Here is a 20,594-nt window from a genome sequence, read left to right as displayed (position 1 = left end):
TGTCGGCAAGGTGCGGTATTCAGGGAGGAAGCGTCTCGTGAGCAGCAGGCCATCCCGAGGCGCTGCTCGCCTCGCAGCCATACTCGACGCCCTCCCGGACGGGCTCCTGCTCGTCAACTGCAACGGCACGGTCGTCAACGCCAACACCATCGCCCTCGAAATGTTCGAGACCCCGGGCACCGCGCTCGTGGGGCGCGGACTGCTCGATCTGCTTCCGGAGTTCGACTCCAGGCTGATCCCGGGGTCGATGCGCAGGCCGGACGCTGCGGACGAGCAGGGCAGGACCAAGCCGACGCGGATGATCGCGCGCCGGACCGACGGCACGGAGTACCCGGTCGAGGTCACCAGCGCCTCCCTCGACAGCGGGCAGGCCGGCTACAACGACATCCACTCCAGCTACACCGGCGACGAACTGCTCATGCTCGTCGTGCGGGACCTCTCCGGCACCGTCGACACCGAGGCCGAGCTGGCCCGTTCGCAGCGCCAGACCGAGATGATCCTGCGGGCCGCCTCCGAGGGCGTCGTCGGCACGGACACGGACGGCCGGGTCGTCCTGGTCAACCCCGCCGCCGCCCACATCCTCGGCTTCCGCGCCAGCGACCTCGGCGGCAAGGAGCTCCATCCGCTGATCCTGCACTCACGCGCGGAGGGCGGGCCGTTCCCGTACGAGGAGTCGCCACTCGCCGACACCCTGCGGTCCGGCCGTAAGCACCGGGTGCGCGGGCAGGTCCTCTGGTCCAAGAGCGGCGACCAGGTCCCGGTGGACCTGACGACCGCGCCGGTGCGTGACGGGGACCAGTTGGTCGGCGCCGTCATGACGTTCACCGACCGCAGGCCGTACGAGGAGCTGTCGCAGCAGCACACCGAGGAGGTCTCCGGGCTGACCGAGCGGCACGCCGCCGAGATCGCCGAGCTCACCGAGAACCACCGGGCCGAGGTCGCCGCCCTCACCGAGGGCCACCGCTCCGAAGTCGCCGCGCTCACCGAGCAGCACACGGCCGAGTCCGCCGACCGGACCGAGCGGTACGCCTCCGAGCTGGAGGAGCAGTCGGAGCGCCTCGCCTCCCTCGAAGCGCAGCACACCCAGCTGACCGCCGTGCTGGGCGAGTCCCTGCGCGGGCCGTTGGAGGAGCTGCGCGGCGAGCTGTCGGCCCTCGCCGCCGACCCGGCCGGCCAGCTCTGGCCCGAGGCCAACCAGATCCTGCACCACCTCGCCGCGGGCTACGCGCGCATGACGACGCTCGTCGACAACGTGCTGAGCTACCAGCGCCTGGACGCCGGCGCCGAGGAGCTCGTCAAGCAGACGGTGCTGCTCGACGCCGTGGTGACCGCGGGCATCGACGGTGCCGTCGAGCTGATCGGCCCCGGGCGGGCGCAGTTCGCGGTGCACGCCCCGCCGATCGAGGCCGAGGTCGACGCGGGCCGGCTGATCACCGCGCTCGCCCATCTCGTCGCCGACGTGGCCGGTGTCGACTCGACCGGCAAGGCCCGGCCGGTGCCGGGCGGCGGGTACGTCGACTCCACGGTGGTCGTGGCCGCGGCGCAGCGCGGTGACGTCGTACGGATCGAGGTGCGCGGGCCGTTCGCCGGGGGCGACCCGGTGCATGTGCCGATCGTGCGCGGGATCGTACGGGCGCACGGCGGTGTCCTCCAGACGCACGAGATGGCCGGGATGAGCGGCAGCGCGTACGTCCTCGAGGTGCCGCTCGGTACGGGCGCGGGGACCGTCACGCCGCCCGCGCCGGTCCCGGTGCCCGAGGAGGCCGTCGTACCGGAGCCCGCCCCGCAGCAGCCCGCGCAGGGCGGACGGCGCCGGGCGCGCAGGGCGTCGACGGACGCGTTCCTGGACAGCCCGGTCGACGCAGAAGCGGCCGCTCCGGAGTCCGGTGACACCGCCGCGGCGGAGCCGACCGGCCGGCGCAGGGCGCGCCGTGGGTCCCCGGACCCCCAGGAACAGCCCCAGGGACAGGAACTGACCCCGCATCGGCCGAGCGAGGGCTCCGGTCGCAGGCGCGGCCGTCCCAGTCCGGCGGAGACGGGTACGGACGCCGTGCCCGAGCAGGCCCGGCAGGCGCTGGCGCTCCCCGCGGCCGCGTCGGCCCCCTCGGAGGGCTCCGTGGTCACGGCGGCCGAGGGCGCGCAGGGAGGCGGCGGACGTCCGCAGCGCGGGCAGACCGTGCCGCCCCAAGGCGTGCCGCAGAACGCCTCCGCGCGCCAGGGCGGCAACGGCGGCAGGCCCGCGCTGCCCGCCCTCGCCTCGTCCGAGACCGCCCAGACCGCCCCCGGACAGCAGGAGCAGCCGCGCCCCGAGCAGTCCGCGCAGCAGCCCGGAGGACGGCGGGCCCGCCGTGCCCTCGCCGCCGCACAGGAACGCGCCGCAGCGGCCGAACCCTCCGGGCCGCGTACCGCGTTCGCGCTGCCGCCCGCCGCCGCGGACCGGGTCCCGCCGACGGCTCCGGGCTCGCCCGTCGTGGCGCCTCCGTCCGCCGCGCCGTCCTCACCCGCCCCGCAGCCGGTTCCGGCCGCGCCCCAGCAGGCTCCCGCCGACGGGCAGCCGCTCCCTGCCGCGGACGGCCCGCTGCCCGAACGCCACGACGCCGTACGGACCGCTCCGGACGCGGACCACACCCCGCCGCAGCCGCACCCCGTGCCGTCCGGCCGCCGCAGGGCACGGCCCGCGGAGACGCCGGAGCCGCAGGCCGCGCCCGGGCATCCCGTTCCCGGGCAGCCGCTGCCCGCCGTCCCTCCGCAGCCCGACTGGGCGCAGGGCGGCGCCCCGGTGCAGGGTCCGGTCGCGCAGTCCCCCGAGGAGGCCGCCGACGAGGCCTGGGCAGCCCCCGGCAGCACCACGCACACCACCGGCACCGTCGCCGCCCGGACCGGCGCGCCCGCGCCCGAGCAGGCGCCCGCTCCGGAGCCGCATCCGGCCGACGGCGACGCGCAGGCCCCCGTCCAGGACGCGCGACGTCAGCCGCTGCCCGCCGAGGCGCCCATGCCGTCCTCGGACTCGACCCAGGGGCGTGCGTTCAGCGTGCGGACGCTGGGCCAGGGCGTGCCCTTCGCGCAGCACCTCGCGCATCAGCAGAACCAGACGCTCAGCGGGGCCGGGCGGCGCCGTAAGCTCGCGGCCCCGCCCGAGGCCGAGCGCCCGGCCCCGGCCGCCACGGCCCCGGTGCCGCCGCAGCCCGCCCCTGCTCCCGCTCCTCCGCAGCCCGGTGCCGCCCAGGGGAGCACGGTGCAGGGTTCCGGTCAGCTGCTGTCCCCGCCCGCCTCCGAGGGACGCTCGTACGCGATAGGCGCCCCCGACGCGGGTGCCGAGGGCCCGGAGCCGCTGGACGGCCCCGGTGGCGCCGTCGAGGTGGCGAACCGCCCGCAGCCGCAGCCCGTCGACGACGAACTGCCCCCGGAGCCGCTGGACAACCCGCGGCGGCTGCTCGTCTGGCCCGCCCCGGACGTCTCCACCCAGCAGGCCCTCAGCGACCGCGGTTACCGCCCGGTGATCGTGCACTCCCGCGAGGAGGTGGACGCCCAGATCGCGGCGTTCCCCGCCGCGCTGTTCGTCGATCCGCTGACCGGCCCGATCACCCGTACGGCGCTCCAGTCGCTGCGTCGGGCGGCCGTGGCGGCGGAGGTCCCGGTGCTGGTGACGGCCGGCCTGGGGCAGGCGACCAGGGAGGCGGCGTACGGCGCCGACCCGGCCGTGCTCCTCAAGGCACTCGCCCCGCGCGACAGCGACCAGCACCCGCCGAGGGTCCTGGTGATCGAGGAGCACGAGGAGATCGCCCTGGCGCTGACGGAGACGCTGGAGCGGCGTGGCATGCAGGTCGCCCGGGCGTCGGGTGACAGCGAGGCGGTCGACATCGCGACCCGGATGCGCCCGAACCTGGTGGTGATGGACCTGATGCAGGTACGCCGCCGGCGCGCCGGGATCATCGACTGGCTCCGCGCCAACGGCTCGCTGAACCACACGCCGCTGGTCGTCTACACCTCGGCCGGCATGGAGGAGGCGGACCTCCCGAGGCTCGCCTCCGGGGAGACGGTGCTCTTCCTCGCCGAGCGTTCGACGAGCGACGAGGTGCAGTCCAGGATCGTGGACCTGCTGGCGAAGATAGGGACGAACTGACGCCCCGGCACCGGCGGGCGCATACGACGAGGGCGGTACGGATCTTCCCGTACCGCCCTCGGCGTGTGCCGTGACCCGGCTCCGTACAGGGGCCGGCCGTGCACGGAGCTGCCCGCGCCGTACGCGGGCGGCAACCCGGCTCAGAGCTGCGTGATGTCCAGCTCGCCCTGCGCGTACTGCTTGCGGATCACCTTCTTGTCGAACTTCCCGACGCTCGTCTTCGGTACGGCCGCGATGACCGACCAGCGCTCCGGCAGCTGCCACTTGGCGATACCCGACCCGGCGAGGAACGCCTTCAGCGCCTCGTAGTCCGCGGTGGCGCCCTCCTTCAGGACGACCGTCGCGAGCGGGCGCTCGCCCCACTTCTCGTCCGGGACGGCCACGACGGCGGCCTCGGCGACATCCGGGTGCGCCATCAGGGCGTTCTCCAGCTCGACGCTGGAGATCCACTCGCCGCCCGACTTGATGACGTCCTTGGCGCGGTCCGTCAGCGTGAGGAACCCGTCCTCGCTGATGACACCGACGTCACCGGTCTTCAGCCAGCCGTCCTCGCTGAACTTGTCCTCGGGCCGCAGCGCCTCGCCGTCCGCACCGCCGTAGTACGCGCCCGCGATCCAGGCGCCGCGCACCTCCAGCTCACCGGCCGACTCGCCGTCCCACGGGAGGTGTTCGCCGCCGGGGCCGACGAGCCGCGCCTCGACACCGGCCGGGAAGCGGCCCTGGGTGATGCGGTAGGGCCACTCCTGCTCCTCGGTCAGCCCTGCGGGCGGGTTGGCCATGGTGCCGAGCGGCGAGGTCTCCGTCATGCCCCAGGCGTGGCAGAGGCGGACACCGAGCTTGTCGTACGCCTCCATCAGGGAGGGCGGACAGGCGGCGCCGCCGATCGTGACGTTGGCCATGGAGGTGAGGTCGCGCGGGTTGGCGGTGACCTCGGCGAGCAGTCCCTGCCAGATGGTGGGGACGGCGGCGGCGTGCGTCGGCCGCTCGCTCTCGATCATGTCGGCGAGCGGCGCGGGCTGGAGGAAACGGTCCGGCATCAGCATGTTGACGCCGGACATGAACGTCGCGTGCGGCAGTCCCCAGGCGTTCACGTGGAACTGGGGCACCACGACCAGGGTGGTGTCCTTGTCCGTCAGGCCCATCGACTCGCACATGTTGACCTGCATGGAGTGCAGATAGATCGAGCGGTGGGAGTAGACGACGCCCTTCGGGTCCCCGGTGGTGCCGGAGGTGTAGCACATGGCGGCGGCCTGGCGTTCGTCCAGCTCGGGCCAGTCGTAGCTGGTCGGACGGCCGGCGATCAGCTCCTCGTAGTCGTGCACCCGCACCGACGCGCCGTCCAGCACGGAGCGGTCACCGGGGCCCGAGACGACGACGTGGTCGAGGGAGGTCAGCTGGGGGAGCAGCGGAGCGAGGAGCGGCAGCAGCGAACCGTTGACGATGACGACCTTGTCGTCGGCGTGCTTGACGATCCAGACCAGCTGCTCGGCGGGCAGCCGGAGGTTCAGCGTGTGGAGCACGGCACCCATCGACGGGATGGCGAGGTACGCCTCCACGTGCTCCGCGTTGTTCCACATGAGGGTGGCGACCCGCTGGTCGCCGTCGATGCCGAGTTCGTCGCGCAGGGCGTGGGCGAGCTGGGTGGCCCGCCGGCCGATCTCGGCGAAGCTTCGCCGGTGCGGCTCCGGCTCTCCGGTCCAGGTCGTGACCTGCGACTTCCCGTGGATGGTCATCCCATGACTCAGGATGCGGGTGACAGTCAGCGGTACGTCCTGCATGGTGCTGAGCACGGCGTCCTCCCGGTGGGCGCTACGCGGCAGTAGGTTTCCGCTGATTCTGCGCACATACCGAGCGGTATGTCACTACTCCCGGGCGTACGAATCGGTGTCGGCCGGAAGAAACGGGCCGGAGGGCGGCGGCGGGAGAGACGCGGATCACCTGTACGGGAGGCGCCGGGGCCGACGGGACGGGCCGGCCGCGCGTCGGGGCCGACGGGACGGACCGGCCGTGCCGAGGGGATCCGGTCAGCGGACCGGGGTCAGCCCGGGGTCCTCACGGAGCTTCCCGAGCGCCCGGGACACGGCACTCTTGACCGTACCGATGGAGACGCCCAGCACCTCCGCCGTCTGGGCCTCGCTCAGGTCCTCGTAGTACCTCAGGACGACCATGGCCCGCTGGCGGTCCGGAAGCTTGAGCACGGCACGCCACATCGCGTCGTGCAGCGTCTGCTGCTCGGCCGGGTCCGGCGCGGGGGCGGCCTCCCTCTCGGGCACCTCCTCGCAGGCGAACTCGTCGACCTTGCGCTTGCGCCACTGCGAGGTGCGCGTGTTCACCAGGGCGCGGCGGACGTAACCGTCGAGTGCCCGGTGGTCCTCGATCCGCTCCCAGGCGACGTACGTCTTGGTGAGGGCGGTCTGCAGCAGGTCCTCGGCGTCGCTCGGGTTCGCGGTGAGGGAACGCGCGGTGCGCAGCAGTACGGGACCCCGGGCCCGCACGTACGACGAGAACGACGGATAGCGGCGGTGTCCGGCGGAGGCAGCGGCCGCCCTGGAGGCGCCGGTGCAGACTGGCGTGGTCATGAACTCCACGCTAGGAGCGGGGGCGGACGAGGGGATCGGCCCCAGGTCCCGAAGCCACGTCCGCCTCAGGTTGTAGGGGTCGGGCGGGCCCCACCTCCTGAAGGTGGAGGGTCGGGCCACCCGCGTCAGGGTCCTCACCCCCGGGTCTCCGTACGGGGGCGGCCCGTGCGGCAGCGGCGCGACGCCGCCGCACGGGCCCCCGGTCAGTTCACCCAGAGCGGCGTGAAGGTCACATAGACGTTGTACGTGGACTGGTCGATGTAGGCGAAGGGCGAGTGGCTGACCTGCACCGTGTTGCTGTGGTTGGAGGCACCGAGGCCGACGGCCTGCTGCTGCGAGGTGGACGAGTTACCGGAGTTGTCCCCGCCGACGCCTCCGTTCCCGATGGTCGCCACCGCCGCGTTCGATCCGTCGTTCGCGAACGCGCCGTTGTCGGCGACCGCCACTCCTCCGAACAGGGCGGCGGCGAGAGGCAGGGCGGCGACCGCGGCGAGGGCGCGAGCGGTACGGATACGTGCCATGTGAATTCCTCCAGGAAGCGAGAACGCTGCTCGATACGGCTGAGTTCCGGAGCGGTCGGCCGACCGCCCCCGTGCTGGTCACGACGTCGCGGGAGCAGAAATGCCCACCGCGTCCCGGGCGAACCACCCCATACGCGCGATTCCCCCGCACGTATGAGGAACGCCCGGTAAACCTGCCGCGCCCTCCTGCCGGCCCCGGCCGGGTCCCACCTGGCCCACCGGGGCGTTCCGCACGGACGAACCCACCCACGTGACGGACCCCCCTTCCCTTCTTCGAACGCTTGTACGAAAATAGCCGCATGGCCACCACCGACCGGCAGACCGCCACCCTGGCCCTCGCCCACGCGCTCTCCGCCGCCGAACGTGGGCTCCCCGTCTTCCCGCTGTCCGCCACCAAGCTCCCCGCACTGCGCTCCCCCCACCACGACGAGGACCCTCCCACGCACTGCCGGGGCGCCTGCGGGCTGCCCGGCCACGGGGTCCACGACGCCACCACCGACCCGGCGGCCGTCCGCGCGCTCTTCGCCGCGGCCCCCAGGGCCACCGGGTACGGCATCGCCTGCGGGCGGGAGCCGCACCGTCTCATCGGCATCGACCTCGACATCGACCTCACCCACGGCAACGACTCCGTGGCCGCCCTCCAGCACCTGGCGCTCCAGCACCTGTTCACCATCCCGGCCACCGTCACCGTGCTCACGCCCAGCGGCGGCCGGCACCTCTGGCTGACGGGACCGTCCGGCGTCTCCGTGCCCAACTCCGCGAGCCGCCTCGCACCCGGCATCGACGTACGGGGAGCGGGCGGCTATCTGGTCGGCCCCGGCTCGGTCACGACCCACGGCCGGTACCGGCTCGCCCCCGGAACGGCCCACCTCGGCCCCGCGCCCTGCCCGCGCGCCCTCCTGCGCCTGCTCACGCCCCCGCCACGCCCGCACCACGCCACCGGCCGGGCGACGCCCGCCCGGCAGGGACAGGGCCTGGTCCAGTTCGTACGCGCCGCCCACGAGGGCCAGCGCAACACCCGGCTGTTCTGGGCGGCCTGTCGCGCGTACGAACACGGGTTCGGCGACGACCTCGCGGACGCCCTCACCGACGCGGCTGTCGGCACGGGCCTCACCGAGCAGGAGGCCCGCGCCGCGATCGCCTCGGCCGCACGTCTCACCGACCCGCGCCGGAGCCCCTGACCGGGAGCTCGGGCTCCCTACCCCGCAATGAGCCCCTGACCGGGTCCTCGGGCTCCGTACCCCGCAATGAGTCCCTGACCCGGTCCCTCACGCTCCGGACAGGCGGCCCGCGCCCCGTCTCACCCCCTGCGCGGTCCCGCCTCCTCCGCCACCCGGGCGAGCGCGCGGACGAGAGCCGTCTCCGCGGCCGTGGGCCATATGAGAGCCCATCGTCCCGTCGGGGCGTCGTGCGGATGGAGATACCGAAGGCCCGGCCAGGGGTAGTAGCGGGCGGCGTCGCCGTGCACCAGGGAGATCGCCTCGCCCGACGCGACCACGGCGGCGACCTCCTGGAAGGTGGACACCTTCGGGCCGCGCCGGATCGGCCGGCCGCCGGGGGTGTGGGTGGGGACCAGTGTCTGCAGCCAGTACTCGGGGACGGGCAGCGCGGAGTGCGGCAGGGCCCAGTCGGCCAGGTCCTCCATGCCGACCGACTCGCGGGAGGCGAGGGGGTGGTCGGCGGCCACCATGAGGAGCAGCGGGTCGGTGACGACCAACGGGCCGACCGTGAGGTCCGGTTCACGGACCGGCAGCCACGAGGTCGACACCTCGACCGAACCGTCGCGGAGGGGACCGAAGGGGTCGGTGAAGTGGATCTCCCGGATCTGGAGTTCGACCTCGGGGTGCCGGGCGCGGAAGAGGTCGATGATGTGCGCGCAGTCGTGCGCCTGAGGTCCGTACAGCCCCAGGGTCAGCGTGCTGGTGCCGCCCTGGGCGGCGGTCGTGGCCGCGCGGGTGCCGTCGATGATCCGCTGGTAGCCCACGCTGAGGTCGTCACGCAACTGCGCCCCGATCGGGGTGAGTTCGACCCGGCGGCTGGTACGGGCGAAGAGGCGTGCGCCGATCCGCCGCTCCTGCTTGGCGATCGACTGACTCACCCGCGCCTGCGACACGTGCAGACGGTCCGCGGTCCGTCCGAAGTGCAGTTCCTCGGCCAGCGTCAAGAAGATCTCGATGTCTCGCAATTCCACCCGGGCCCCCAGACCTCCGGCGATAACGCCTCGCTTATCCGACCATGTGAGGCCGGAGATTGTTCGCGTTTCGGCCACGCTGCATCCTGAGGCACGTCCTCCTCCGAGGACATCATCCGGTGCAGGCCCGCAGGGAGATGGACGTGCTCACACCACTCGCGTACGGCTTGGCCGTCGTGCTCAACCTCTTGATCATCTTCATCGGTCTCCGGTTCTTCTTCCAGCCCCTGGCCGCCGCGACCGGCTACGGCGTACCGGCCAAGGAGAACGGCGACTCCGCGTATCTGACCATCAAGGGGCTGCGCGACCTCGTCTCGGGCCTCATCGGCCTCGCACTGCTGGCGTTCTCCGACGCCGACGCCGCGGCCTGGTTCATGGTGGTGGTGGCCCTGACCCCGCTGGGCGACACGGTGATCGTCCTCCGGCACGGGGGCACGAAAGCCGTGGCCTTCGGTATCCACGCGGCCACGGCGGCGGTCGTGCTGATCTCCGCCGCACTTCTCTTCGCGGCCTGATCCCCGACACGGAACGGCCGTACTCCGCAGCCCCAGGAGGCGAGCAGATGTCCCTCATCCACCCGGACTTCGACGGGTCCCACGTCGTGCGCGAGGCCGACGCCGAAGTCATCGGCCAGGCCCCGACCACCATTCGCCTGCTGGCGGACAGCAGCGCCACCGGCGGCGCGCTCTCCACCCAGCGGGTCACCCTCGCCGACGGCGCCAACGGCGCCAACCCGCACCGCCACGCCAACTCCGCCGAGCTCTTCTACCTGCTGGACGGCACGGCCCAGCTCCTCTCCGGCGACCGGATCGTCACCGCCGGCCGGGGCGACCTCGTCGTCGTCCCACCCAACGTGCCGCACGCCTTCGCCGCCGCCCCGGGGGAGGACGCGGACATCCTCATCGTGATCACCCCGGGGGTCGAACGCTTCGAGTACTTCCGCCACCTCGAACGCATCGCCTACGGCAAGGTCCCCCCGGAGAGCCTCCTGGACGTCCAGGAGCTGTACGACACGTACTTCCTCCAGAGCGCCCCCTGGACAGCCACCCGCGCCTGAGTCGCCGGGCCGGGGCAGGACGCACGGAAGGGGTGCCTCCCGGTGAGGGAGGCACCCCTTCGTCGCCTGCTGCGGTGGGTGTGGGATTTGAACCCACGGTGACTCGCGCCACGACGGTTTTCAAGACCGTTCCCTTAGGCCGCTCGGGCAACCCACCTGTGCCCCGGCCCACCAGGGACGGAGCGGGTACAGCGTACCGGGCGCGGACGCCGCTCGGGGTGCATGGTCCACACGGGGTCCACTGGCCCTGTTCCCGGCCGCCAGTGATCAGCACACCGCCCCCGGCCTCACGCCAGCATATGGAAAGCACCTACTGGCGGCGCTGGCACAGAGCAGGACTCTTCAGTGGCGCCGCCATGCTTCTTATCGTGGAGCACGACCTTCTGATCCGTAGGATCGGGCAGGCCGTTGGGCGGGGCTCCGCTTTCCTCCCGGCTGATCGCTGATCGTCGTGATCAACAGCCTCTGTGTGCCGTGTTGCCGTCAGGGTTGCCGTCAGCTCAAAACAGTGGCACCGGCTCGCAGCGTACGCGATCGCCACGACGCCGAGCCTAGGCCGCCAAGGTAGTGGGCCTGGCTGTCCGCTCCAGTTCCTTGAAGATGACATTGAGGACTTCGAGTTCCTCACCGGTGAACAGGTCATCGGGGCCGCCGGGGGCAAGATCGGCAAACGAGTCATCGTAGAGGTCGCCCAGCCCCAGGATTCCACGCTTGGCCACCGTATCGATGATCAACGTCAGGAAGTCGAGCTGGCGGGAGCTGAGCTGCTTCCCCGCGCAGAAGACCTCGAACGCCTTCTGTGCGGCCTGCCGGTCCAGCCCGCACAGCCCGCGCACAAACAGGCCGAGCCCCCCGGAGGACCGCACCTCGTCGAGATCCTCCGGGGATGCGATGGCCTCTGTGAGGAAAACCTCCTCCAGGTCCGCGAGATCGAGTTCAGTGATCTGCTCATTGAGACGCAGTTTGCGCACCACCGGCTGGTCCTCGTGGCGCAGGAGGTAGGCGCGGGCCTTCTGCTTGAAGCGCTGCTCGTCCGTGCCCTGGGGCATCCCTTGAATCTCGGCCTCGGTGATGTCGCCGAGGGTGTCAGCGAAGTCGGTGTAGACGACGTTCCGCTTGACCTTGAGGTCGGTGAGACGCGCCAGTCGGCGCATACGGCGCCGCATGTCCTCCAGCATCGGGAGCGTGACGCCGTCCCACCACTCATCGCCCGCCACTGCTTCCAGCAGCTCGGCCTGCTCGCCGACCGCCGGGATGTTGGTCTTGGTGAGCAGGTTGGAAGCGATGTCCTGGATCTTCGCGCGCAGCTTGGCGAACTCCTTGCCGCCTTCCAGTGCGGCGAGCTGGAGACCGTACGCCATCAGGTCGAACCGCTTGGCCTCCTCGCCCGTCTCCTCGTCGTCCGGGCGGAACTCGCTGGGCAGTCCGAGCAGGTGCTCTCGGATCGCGGTGTCCGCGTCGTCGTCTACCCGGTGCCAGCTGCCGAAGTCGCTGAATACCTCGATCTCCCGGCGGTGTGGACGGACCAAGAAGTTATCCAGGTTCATGCCGGTGACGGTGTGGTGTAGCCGGTGGGCCAGCGACCAGCGGATCTCCACCTCGGTGCCGATCGCGTCGGGACCGGCGTCCCGTGTCGGATCGGGCTGCTGCCGCTTGTCCAATACCCGCACGAGGTCGAGCTGGCGCTGGAGGAGTTTTTCAGTGAGCGTGACGGCCCTGCGCCCCTCCGACCGGTCGAGTTGGCTGTTGAAGAAGTCGATGTTTCCGCAGAAGTCGAAGACGTAGAAATTCTGCTTGTTGTGATCAGGGTTGTCGGGGTCGGGCCCGTAGAGGGCGGGGCGCAGGCGGGTGCCGCGGCCGATCATTTGCCAGAACTTGGTCTTGGAGAAGACGGGCTTGGCAAAGACCAGGTTCACCACCTCGGGCACGTCGATGCCGGTGTCGAGCATGTCGACGGAGATGGCGATATCGGGGGCGTTCGGCGGGTTCTTCGGGTTGGAGAAGTCGTCGATGAGCGACTGGGCGTACGTCTCCTTGTACGTGATCACGCGCGCCGTGTGGCCAGCACCTTGCGGGTAGTTCGCGTTGTAACGCTCCTCGATGTATCGGGCGTGGTCGTTGTTCTTCGCGAAGATGATTGTTTTGCCGAGCCGGTCGCCGCCCTCGACGCGGTGGCCGCGCGTCATCAGCGTCTCCAGCATCTTGTCCACAGTGTCCTCGTTGAAGAGGAACTTGTTCATCTCATGCCGGCCCACCGCGTCCGGGATGTCACCGTCCTCAGTCCACTCCTTGGCGTCCCACTCGGCCTTCTCTTCCTCCGAGAGGTCGTCGTACCGGATGCCCTGCTCCATGAACTTCAACGGCACCTTCACAGCCTTGGGGAGCACGAGATAGCCCTCGGCGGCGGCTTCCTGGAGGTCGTAGGAGTCGGTCGGTACCCCGTCCTCCATGGCGAAGAGCTTGTACGTGTTGTGGTCGATCTCGTCCTTGGGCGTGGCGGTCAGGCCGAGCAGCAGCGAGTCGAAGTAGCGGAACAGCTCGCCGTACTTCGCGTACACGGAGCGGTGCGCCTCGTCGATGACGATCAGGTCGAAGTAGCCGGGCCCGAAGCGTCGGCGACCCGCACCGTCGGTGACGTTGATCTGCTTCATCATCGTCTGGTACGTGGAGAGGTAGACGCGGGCCGAGGCGGCCTTGTCGTCGAGAAGGCTGGCCGAGGGGGTGTTCGGCAGGTTCTCCTTGAACGCCTTCATCGCCTGAGTGACCAGCGCCTGCCGGTCAGCGAGGAAGAGCACCCGCTGGGCCCAGCCGGCCTTCATCAGCTGGTCCACGAGGGCCACGGTGGTACGGGTCTTGCCGGTACCAGTTGCCATGACGAGCAGCGCCTGACGGCCCCGATCCCGCTCAAAGGTCTCGCCGACCCGCTTGATCGCACGGAGCTGGTAAGGGCGGCCGGCGATCCTCTCGTTCACCGGCGTGCCAGTGAGGGAGAGACGTCCGGCGCGCTGGCGGATGTGCCAGAACAGCTCGTCCTTGGTGAAGAAGCCCTGCACCTGGCGGGGCGGGTAGCCGAGACCGTCGTCCCAGAGGTAGGTCTCGTAGCCGTTGGTGTAGAAGATCACCGGGCGACGGTTGAACTGCTTCTCGAGCGCGTCCGCGTACAGCTTCGCCTGCTGCTGACCATCGCGGGCGTCCCGCTGAGTCCGTTTGGCCTCGACGACAGCGAGGGGCTTGCCGTCATCACCCCAGAGCACGTAGTCGACGAACCCCTTGCCAGTCTTGGTGGGCATCCCCGTGGCTATCGGGTACTCGGTGTCCTTGCCTCGGGTGAGGAGGTCCCAGCCCGCTTCCTTAAGGAGCAGGTCGATGAAGGCGTCCCGGGTCGCCTGCTCGTCGTAGTCGTGCGTGTCCCGCACGGACTGGTTGGCAGCCTTGGCGGCGGCGATCTGCGCCTTGAGCTCTTCGAGCTGCCGGGCGAGGTCTGCGTTCTGCGCCCGCTCGGCGGCCAGCTGCTCGGCCTGCTCCTCGAAGCGTGCCTCGTCCTCCGCCTCCTTCGCCTTTAGCTCGGCCTGCTTTAGCGCACGGGCCTGGGGGGAGAGGGGGCGCGGTACGGCGCTGGTGTCGAACTCCAGGCCGGCGGGTGGCAGAGCCGAAGCCTGGCGGGTGTAGGTACGGGCGAACCAGTAGAGGGAGTGGAACAGCTCCTTGACGCTGGCCTCGGCGACGGTCTTCGGGACGGGGGCGGCCTTGTGCACGGCGTTGTTGCCGTGCCGGCGGATGAGATCCATCTTGGCGTTGACCGTCGGCCCGACGAGCTGCCGGAAGCTCGGCTCGTGGAGCATCGCCGCGAGATCTTTTTTGTAGGGCTCACTGAGGCTGGTGTCCTTGTCGTACATCCAGCGGGCCGCGATCTCGACGGCACGGCGAGCGTAGAAGCAGGCGGCACGCGGGTCGTGGTGGATCAGCCGCTCGGCGCGGGTCGCCTCGTCGTGGAGGGCGGGCCACTCGGCGCGAAGGAAGGCGAAGTTGCCGCCTGCGGTATGGCTGATGTTGTCGGCTGCGGCGCGATCGCGGGCGCTTTTGCCGTGGTCAGTCTGGCCCTGGCCGTTACTGTTCTGGCTACTCTGACCGTTCTGGTCGCTACCCATGGCGGTGCGGTGTCCCTCTCCCCTGTGACGCGGCCTGGACTGCGGGTCCGGGACTCCTTGTCCCGGCCCACACGAGGCCGACATATCCGTCCGTCTCCTACGGCAGAACCACCCGAGGGCCGGACTCCCCTGACCGGCCGCACGGGCGGCGTGTGGTGCTTGTGGTGCGGTCGGTACTGCGCACCGGGTGCGGCAGAAGTGGCTTACGCAGCTTCGCCGGCGGCTTCATGATCCCAGAGGGTGCCAGAGAAGGCACGGTGCTGGACGGAGGTGAAAAGTTCATCAAGGGCTGCGAGGTGAGTGCGGTGTACACCTAGCTGCGCCTCTACTGCTTTCACCCGCTGCGAAAAGTCCAACTGCTGGGCAAATGAGGGCAGCGGGACTTCAAGTTCACGCAGCTTAGCAAGGGTGATCTCACGGAAAGTGGCACCCTTTACCTGCCGCTGAATCCAGGACTGTGCCTCATGGGACCGCAAGTAAGCCAGCAGGTATTCTGGAGTCACCCTATCGCCGGGCGCGATGCGCGCAGTACCCTGAGTCAGGTTTGCACCGTCAAGCTCGGCAGGAACGAGCGCAGTGTTCCCCACAGTGGCGCGAATACTCATCACAATGTCACCTGCGGCGACTCGCGACCTTGCGAATTTTGCTGCGACTGATGGGTCCGTGTGCCGCAATCCATCGGTGATGATTTCACCGTCCTTGAGATCACCGGTCCGAATGTAGGGCACACCTCCGTCGAATTCATCCCCAGCCTGGACGATTCCGTAGGTGACAATCGTCCCCTTACGCACAACCTCGCTCAACGGCTCCTTAGGGAAGTCCTCGAACTGGAACATATGAACAAGCATGGACTGGATCAAATCGCCGAGGAGAGCGATGGCCTCGCGACGCTTCGCACGGAGAGTGTCCACCTGGTCGAGAACGGCGGTGATGCGTTGCTGCTCTTCGAGGGATGGCAGTGGTACCGGCAGCGCGAGGAAAACATCTCTCGGTAGCGAGCGCCGACGTGCAGTACTCCCCTGCAACTTCGCTGCATAATATTTCAAAGCCCGGGGCGAACGCAGGAATCGCTCTAGGAAATCTCGCGATACTGAATCGGGGTTTACCAGATCCCAAATTTCGTAAGCAGGACTTACGATCGCCGAATCGTAGAGCCGCTGAAAGGAAAGCACTCCTTCATCAATAGGGAACCCGACGACGAGCTGGCCACGGTCGACTACTCGATAAGCGGAAGTATCGGAAGAGGCCACACGCTTTTTGAACTTATCCGCTTGATCGACAAGCCCGTCTCGCATAGTCATGGACAGGATGGGGAGTTCTTGAACTCCCGCCCGCCGAAGGGCTGCAGGCTTGATGATGTCACCCAAAAGCGTATCGGTACTGCTCACGCCAGCAGTCCCTTCAGTTCGAATACACCCTTGGAGATTTGCTCATCAATTACCTCCAAGTCAGCGAGGATTTCACCTGGAGTCCGTGTCTTGATCTCCTCGTGCACTACCGCCTTGTACCTGTTGATACTCAAGTCATATCCCTGAGTGACGATCTCCGCTTTGGGCACGCAGAAGCTCTGGTCTGTGCGTTCCCGATCACGTTCGGAGCCGTCCCGCTCGAACCAGCGGGCCAACACATCCGGCAAGTTATTCTTCGCGTGCTCCGTCTCTGTCAGCGGCCCACCCGTCGGCCGAACCGTGAGCCGATCGTCAGCGAGCAGCGGAGCGCGCTTGTCATCAAGGCTGAGACCGTCCGCCTGCAGGTCATAGAACCAGACGTGGCCTGTGCCGCCCGAGTCAGTCTTCGTGAAGAACAGAATCGCCGTCGAAACACCGGCGTACGGCTTGAACACGCCGCTCGGGAGCTTGACCACCGCTTGGAGCTGCTGATCCTCCACCAGGATTCGGCGCAGCTCTTTGTGTGCTTTTGTTGAGCCGAACAGCACGCCGTCCGGGACGATGACGGCAGCCCGGCCACCAGGCTTCAGGAGCCGCAAGAAAAGGGCCAAGAACAGCAGTTCTGTCTTCTTCGTCTTGACGATGCGCTGGAGGTCCACCGCCGTGGACTCGTAGTCCAGGCTCCCGGCGAAGGGCGGGTTCGCAAGGATCAGGGAGTAGCGCTCGGCCTCGCTGGCGGCGCTCTCCGCGAGCGAGTCGCGGTACCGGATGTCCGGGTTCTCGATGCCGTGCAGCAGCATGTTCATCGAGCCGATGCGGAGCATCGTGGAGTCGAAGTCGAAGCCGTGGAACATCAACTCGTTGAAGTGCTTGCGCTGCTCCACCCCGAGCAGCGCATCGCGGTGCACCCGCTGCACGTATGACGCCGCCTGCACCAGGAAGCCAGCCGTGCCGCACGCCGGGTCGCAGATCTCATCGCGCGGGCCGGGTTGAGTCATCTCGACCATCAGGTCAATGATGTGACGAGGCGTGCGGAACTGGCCGTTCTGGCCGGATGTAGCAATCTTCGCGAGCAGGTACTCGTAGATGTCACCCTTGGTGTCGCTGCTGTCCATCGAGATGTCGTCCAGCAGGTCGACGACCTTCGCCAGCAGGTTGGGCCCCGGGATTGTGAACCGGGCATCCTTCATGTGGTGGGAGTAGGTCGACTCATCCCCGCCCATGCGACGCAGGTACGGGAAGACGCCGTCGGCGACAAGCCCGTACATGATCTCGGGGTCCTTGACCTTGAAATTCTGCCAGCGCAGATCCTGCTGGTCGTCCGAGAAGAAGGGGTCCGGGTCAGGCTTGTCCGTTGCGATCGCCTTGCGGTCCTTGCGGGTCTGGATCTCGTCCAGCCGCTTGATGAAGAGCAGGTACGTGATCTGCTCCATCACCTCCAGTGGATTGGAGATGCCACCCGACCAGAACGCGTCCCAGACGCGCCCCACCTTGCTCTTCAGCTCGCCCGTAATCACACAGGGGATCCTACGGCCCCCGAACCCCACGCCATCCAGACTTGACAAGCCGGAGACTTCACCACTCAGCGACTCAGACATCGACCTCCGTACACACCGTCTTGCCAGCTCACCGCGGCCTCGCCGTCGCGCCGGCCGAGTGGACAGCGTTCTTCGGCTCACCCGTCAAGGTTGACCGAAACCCATACCACTTAACGTGCGCTCGGCTTGACCGACCGTAGCCGTTCTCGGCAGGATCGGACTCAGCAAGCAAAACATCGCGCATATGGCTGCGCAGACCCTGTGGCCGTCCCTTCGGGGGCGGCCACAGACGTGTTCCAGGGAGGTTCGGTGCACCTGTGCTATATCGACGAGGCGGGCAACGGGCAGACGCTCGATCCCGTGAGGCCGGACGCCCCTCCGGTCCTCGTCGTCGGCGGATTCACCGTGCCCCGGGCCCAGGTCAAGTCCCTCACCTGGGCCTTCCTAGCCGTCAAGAAGCATTACCGTCCGCAGTTGCGGAACGCGGACCAGCTCTCCGAGGTGATCCAGCACGAGATCAAGGGCTCAGACGTCCGTAAGAACCTCCGTGTCGGCAATCACGGCTGGCGGCGTGCGGCCATGGAACTGGTGGCATCACTGCTCGACACATTGGAATCCCACGAAGCCCGCATCCTCGCCCGCGTGTGGATCAAAGAGGAGGGGCTGGCGTTTGACGAGTCCGGGGTGTACCCGGCCTCCGTTGCCGCGCTGAACGAAACCTTCCAGGCTCAGCTCGCCCACGAGCACTCGCGCGGCATGATGGTCCTCGACAGCCGCACGAAGGTAAAAAATGCTCCAAATGTGCACTGCGTGACCACCCGCAAGTACCGCACGGGCGGTGACAGCCTCCGCGGGGTCATCGAGTCGCCGGTCTTCGGCCACAGCGACACCCACACGCTGCTCCAGCTCGCCGATCTCGTGGTGTCCTCCCTGCTGTTCCCCATCGCGTGCCACGCCTACCTGGGCGACGTGACGTGGAACGTGCACTGTGACGACGCTTACCGGCCATTGCGGGAGCAGTTCGGGCAACGGCTGAAGAAGCTGCAGTTCCGGTACCAGGACCCGACGGGGAAGTGGCGCGGCGGGATCGTCGTGTCCGACCGGCGGACGCAGCAGCCGTCCAGCCTGATGTTCGGACCGAAGAAGATGGTCACCGTGCCGACTACTACGATCCCGGGACAGCCGGGCGCTCCGGTCCCTGGACAGCGCGAGGCCGAGCAGGATGGCAGTTCTCCGCCTGTCTCCTAAAGCGGGTGCCGCGGGCGCGATCAGCCGAGATAGGGCCGGTCACGGTGTTCCAGGAAGTGGCGGATCCGCAGCCGCTGCGTGTGGTGCATCGGCAGCTGATCGATCTCTTCCGGCTGGACGAACCGCAGCTCCGTGGACTCGTCCGAAATCGTGAGCCGGCCCCCGACCATACGGGCGGTGAAGCAGACGTTGAACTGCCTGCGCACTTCACCGTCCGAGTAGGCGATGACGTGGCGAGGGTCGGTGTACGTGCCCACAAGCCCAGTGATCTCTACGTCCAGGCCTGTTTCTTCCTTCACCTCGCGGACGGCCGTTCCTGGGAGTGAGTCGGTCATCTCCATGCCGCCACCAGGGAGCGCCCAAAGATCGTTATCCCGTCGGCGCTGAAGGAGCACGCGCCCTTCGGCGTCGGTAACCACGGCGGACGCGGCAACCACCAAGCTGTTCGGCTCAGGTGCCGCCGGGTCGTCGTAGTACTCAGTCCGTGCCATGATCACCCTTCGCTTACCGGCGTCGCGGTCTCCCAGACCGCATCGAAGCTGCTGGCGTAGGTGTCGAACATGCCGCCCTCTCCAGTGCGCCGCAGATGCCACACGGGAGCACCGTAGGCGTTCACGCCCCAGACATGGGCATTGACCATCGCCTGGTCATCCGCACGGTAGATCGAGTTGTAGAGCGTGGTGGCATGGGTCCGCACCTCGATGCCAGGTACCCCAGCAAGGGGGCGATAGTGCATGAGGGCGAGTTGACAACGGGACTCGATCCCGTGGCCGAACCTCTCTTCTTTGCCGCGCTGTTGAACATTCGCGCTGTCCGGGTCGCCGATTGCGATACGGACCGCGCACCCGTCGGAAGCTCGCTCTCGCAGCAAGTCGTTGAGCCGCGGGTACGCCTCGTGCAGGAAGACGGCTGCGTACACCAACACGTCGATGTGCTCGCGGGCTTGGGTCAGCATGTCCACAAAGGTGGACACGGGGACGTCCGCCCGCTGGTCGTAGAGAGCCACAAGTTCCGGACTGACAGCGCGGGCAGGGCGTGCCTGCCGGAGCGCAGGCCATAGAGCGTGCACGTCTTCTCCTAGTGTTTCCGCTGCCAGCATGGCCGTGGCACGGCGCGGCGTACGCCCCAGATTTACCCATCTTTCAACGGACTTGGGATCGACTTCGACCTTGTCCGCAAGGGCGGCATACGTCCAGCCGCCGGCCGCCATGGCAGCACGTAATCTCTCGTTCGGCATCTCAATCTCTCCTAACACCCGGGGACGGCACTAGGGACGTTCTACCCGACGCGGGACGTCCCGAAGTGGGGTTTGTCGGAGGTTCCGACGTCCTGATGAGCGGCAGGATCCTCGTCCGCATGGCGAGCAACCAGCAGACCAGACCAGGCATCGGTGAATTGGCGAAGGACACCGCCAGGGGACGTATCGGCGTCGTCATGGGCGAGGTCGGCGGTCGTGTGCAGATACGGCCGGTCCGCGGCGGCACGGAGTGGGATGCCATGCCGGACCACGTCGTGGCGCCGAGTGCGCGGGAGGAACTGAGCGCACGTCTGGCCATCCGGAACGCCAACACTCGGGACGGGCTGTGATGCGCGCCATCGGCCGGTATGCGGGAGTCCTGTTCATCGTCATGATCAGTGGGTCGTGCGGCCTGGTGATCGGCATGGCTCTCGCCGTCGGCCAATAGACCGGCCGCCCCGAACGGGTGCTAGGTCCTCTCGTTTGGATCACCGCGCGGACCAGAGGAAGATGCCCGCGATGTGGAGTCCGGCCAGGTAGATGGTCGCGGTCTTCTCGTAGCGG

The 20,594-nt window shown here is 68.7% G+C and carries 15 protein-coding genes and 1 tRNA gene; 6 read left to right on the top strand and 10 right to left on the bottom strand.

Going from position 1 to position 20,594, the window contains the following annotated elements; all coding sequences use genetic code 11:
- Positions 1 to 37 precede the first annotated feature (37 nt).
- Entirely contained in the window at positions 38 to 4,123 is a 4,086-nt protein-coding gene (locus tag ACZ607_RS32815) for a hybrid sensor histidine kinase/response regulator (protein ID WP_469741074.1), read from the top strand.
- Positions 4,124 to 4,263: 140 nt separating this feature from the next.
- On the opposite strand, the gene ACZ607_RS32810 is transcribed toward ACZ607_RS32815, so the two are convergent.
- From ACZ607_RS32810 to ACZ607_RS32800, 3 genes are all read right to left on the bottom strand, one after another.
- Positions 4,264 to 5,913, bottom strand: a complete 1,650-nt coding sequence (locus tag ACZ607_RS32810) for a long-chain fatty acid--CoA ligase (RefSeq protein WP_469741071.1) — start codon at positions 5,911 to 5,913, stop codon at positions 4,264 to 4,266.
- Between the two features lie 234 nt (positions 5,914 to 6,147).
- The gene (locus tag ACZ607_RS32805; protein ID WP_129264653.1) at positions 6,148 to 6,702 is read right to left on the bottom strand and encodes a SigE family RNA polymerase sigma factor; all 555 of its coding nucleotides are present in this window, start codon (positions 6,700 to 6,702) and stop codon (positions 6,148 to 6,150) included.
- A 203-nt stretch (positions 6,703 to 6,905) separates the two neighbouring features.
- A complete protein-coding gene (locus ACZ607_RS32800) occupies positions 6,906 to 7,223 on the bottom strand; it encodes a hypothetical protein (protein ID WP_469741069.1) in 318 nt (105 codons plus the stop codon).
- Between the two features lie 299 nt (positions 7,224 to 7,522).
- On the opposite strand from ACZ607_RS32800, the gene ACZ607_RS32795 reads away from it, so the two are divergent.
- The gene (locus tag ACZ607_RS32795; RefSeq protein WP_469741067.1) at positions 7,523 to 8,404 is read left to right on the top strand and encodes a bifunctional DNA primase/polymerase; all 882 of its coding nucleotides are present in this window, start codon (positions 7,523 to 7,525) and stop codon (positions 8,402 to 8,404) included.
- A 119-nt stretch (positions 8,405 to 8,523) separates the two neighbouring features.
- Here the strand turns inward: ACZ607_RS32795 and ACZ607_RS32790 are convergent, their stop codons facing one another.
- Positions 8,524 to 9,414: a LysR family transcriptional regulator gene (locus ACZ607_RS32790; RefSeq protein ID WP_469741065.1), complete on the bottom strand. Its 891-nt coding sequence runs from the start codon at positions 9,412 to 9,414 to the stop codon at positions 8,524 to 8,526.
- Positions 9,415 to 9,557: 143 nt separating this feature from the next.
- Here ACZ607_RS32790 and ACZ607_RS32785 point away from each other — a divergent pair, with 143 nt between their 5' ends.
- Positions 9,558 to 9,929 carry a DUF4267 domain-containing protein gene (locus ACZ607_RS32785; protein WP_469741064.1) on the top strand — a complete coding sequence of 124 codons (372 nt, stop codon included), beginning with the start codon at positions 9,558 to 9,560 and terminating at the stop codon, positions 9,927 to 9,929.
- A 47-nt stretch (positions 9,930 to 9,976) separates the two neighbouring features.
- A complete protein-coding gene (locus ACZ607_RS32780) occupies positions 9,977 to 10,471 on the top strand; it encodes a cupin domain-containing protein (RefSeq protein ID WP_469741061.1) in 495 nt (164 codons plus the stop codon).
- A gap of 72 nt (positions 10,472 to 10,543) precedes the next feature.
- Here ACZ607_RS32780 and ACZ607_RS32775 read toward each other — a convergent pair.
- The 4 genes from ACZ607_RS32775 to ACZ607_RS32760 all read right to left on the bottom strand — a co-directional run bounded on the left by ACZ607_RS32775 (position 10,544) and on the right by ACZ607_RS32760 (position 17,524).
- Positions 10,544 to 10,628: transfer RNA gene (locus ACZ607_RS32775), tRNA-Ser, on the bottom strand.
- Between the two features lie 394 nt (positions 10,629 to 11,022).
- On the bottom strand, positions 11,023 to 14,619 hold the full coding sequence (locus ACZ607_RS32770; protein WP_469741059.1) for a DEAD/DEAH box helicase family protein: 3,597 nt from the start codon (positions 14,617 to 14,619) through the stop codon (positions 11,023 to 11,025).
- A 203-nt stretch (positions 14,620 to 14,822) separates the two neighbouring features.
- Entirely contained in the window at positions 14,823 to 16,007 is a 1,185-nt protein-coding gene (locus tag ACZ607_RS32765) for a restriction endonuclease subunit S (protein WP_469741055.1), read from the bottom strand.
- On the bottom strand, positions 16,004 to 17,524 hold the full coding sequence (locus tag ACZ607_RS32760; protein WP_469741052.1) for a type I restriction-modification system subunit M: 1,521 nt from the start codon (positions 17,522 to 17,524) through the stop codon (positions 16,004 to 16,006). The genes ACZ607_RS32765 and ACZ607_RS32760 overlap by 4 nt, the downstream gene beginning before the upstream one ends.
- A 312-nt stretch (positions 17,525 to 17,836) precedes the next feature.
- On the opposite strand from ACZ607_RS32760, the gene ACZ607_RS32755 reads away from it, so the two are divergent.
- Positions 17,837 to 18,793 (top strand): DUF3800 domain-containing protein, encoded by a 957-nt coding sequence (locus tag ACZ607_RS32755; RefSeq protein WP_469741050.1) that lies wholly within the window; start codon positions 17,837 to 17,839, stop codon positions 18,791 to 18,793.
- Between the two features lie 20 nt (positions 18,794 to 18,813).
- Here ACZ607_RS32755 and ACZ607_RS32750 read toward each other — a convergent pair whose 3' ends face one another.
- Both ACZ607_RS32750 and ACZ607_RS32745 read right to left on the bottom strand, forming a co-directional pair.
- Positions 18,814 to 19,284, bottom strand: coding sequence for an NUDIX domain-containing protein (locus ACZ607_RS32750; protein WP_469741048.1), 471 nt, complete (start codon positions 19,282 to 19,284; stop codon positions 18,814 to 18,816).
- Between the two features lie 2 nt (positions 19,285 to 19,286).
- Complete coding sequence (locus tag ACZ607_RS32745; protein WP_469741045.1) at positions 19,287 to 20,030, bottom strand: XRE family transcriptional regulator; 744 nt, start codon at positions 20,028 to 20,030, stop codon at positions 19,287 to 19,289.
- A gap of 95 nt (positions 20,031 to 20,125) precedes the next feature.
- Here ACZ607_RS32745 and ACZ607_RS32740 point away from each other — a divergent pair, with 95 nt between their 5' ends.
- Entirely contained in the window at positions 20,126 to 20,380 is a 255-nt protein-coding gene (locus ACZ607_RS32740; RefSeq protein WP_469741043.1) for a hypothetical protein, read from the top strand.
- Positions 20,381 to 20,594 lie beyond the last annotated feature (214 nt).

The sequence above is a fragment of the Streptomyces sp. NPDC104381 genome (assembly GCF_055583745.1).
This window is presented reverse-complemented; position numbering and strand designations above follow the sequence as displayed.

Bases quoted from the DNA above. Each gene is read 5' to 3' on its own strand.
- ACZ607_RS32805 (WP_129264653.1), bottom strand. From the start codon at position 6,702: ATGACCACGCCAGTCTGCACCGGCGCCTCCAGGGCGGCCGCTGCCTCC.
- ACZ607_RS32800 (WP_469741069.1), bottom strand. From the start codon at position 7,223: ATGGCACGTATCCGTACCGCTCGCGCCCTCGCCGCGGTCGCCGCCCTG.
- ACZ607_RS32795 (WP_469741067.1), top strand. From the start codon at position 7,523: ATGGCCACCACCGACCGGCAGACCGCCACCCTGGCCCTCGCCCACGCG.
- ACZ607_RS32780 (WP_469741061.1), top strand. From the start codon at position 9,977: ATGTCCCTCATCCACCCGGACTTCGACGGGTCCCACGTCGTGCGCGAG.
- ACZ607_RS32770 (WP_469741059.1), bottom strand. From the start codon at position 14,619: ATGGGTAGCGACCAGAACGGTCAGAGTAGCCAGAACAGTAACGGCCAG.
- ACZ607_RS32750 (WP_469741048.1), bottom strand. From the start codon at position 19,284: ATGGCACGGACTGAGTACTACGACGACCCGGCGGCACCTGAGCCGAAC.
- ACZ607_RS32745 (WP_469741045.1), bottom strand. From the start codon at position 20,030: ATGCCGAACGAGAGATTACGTGCTGCCATGGCGGCCGGCGGCTGGACG.
- ACZ607_RS32740 (WP_469741043.1), top strand. From the start codon at position 20,126: ATGAGCGGCAGGATCCTCGTCCGCATGGCGAGCAACCAGCAGACCAGA.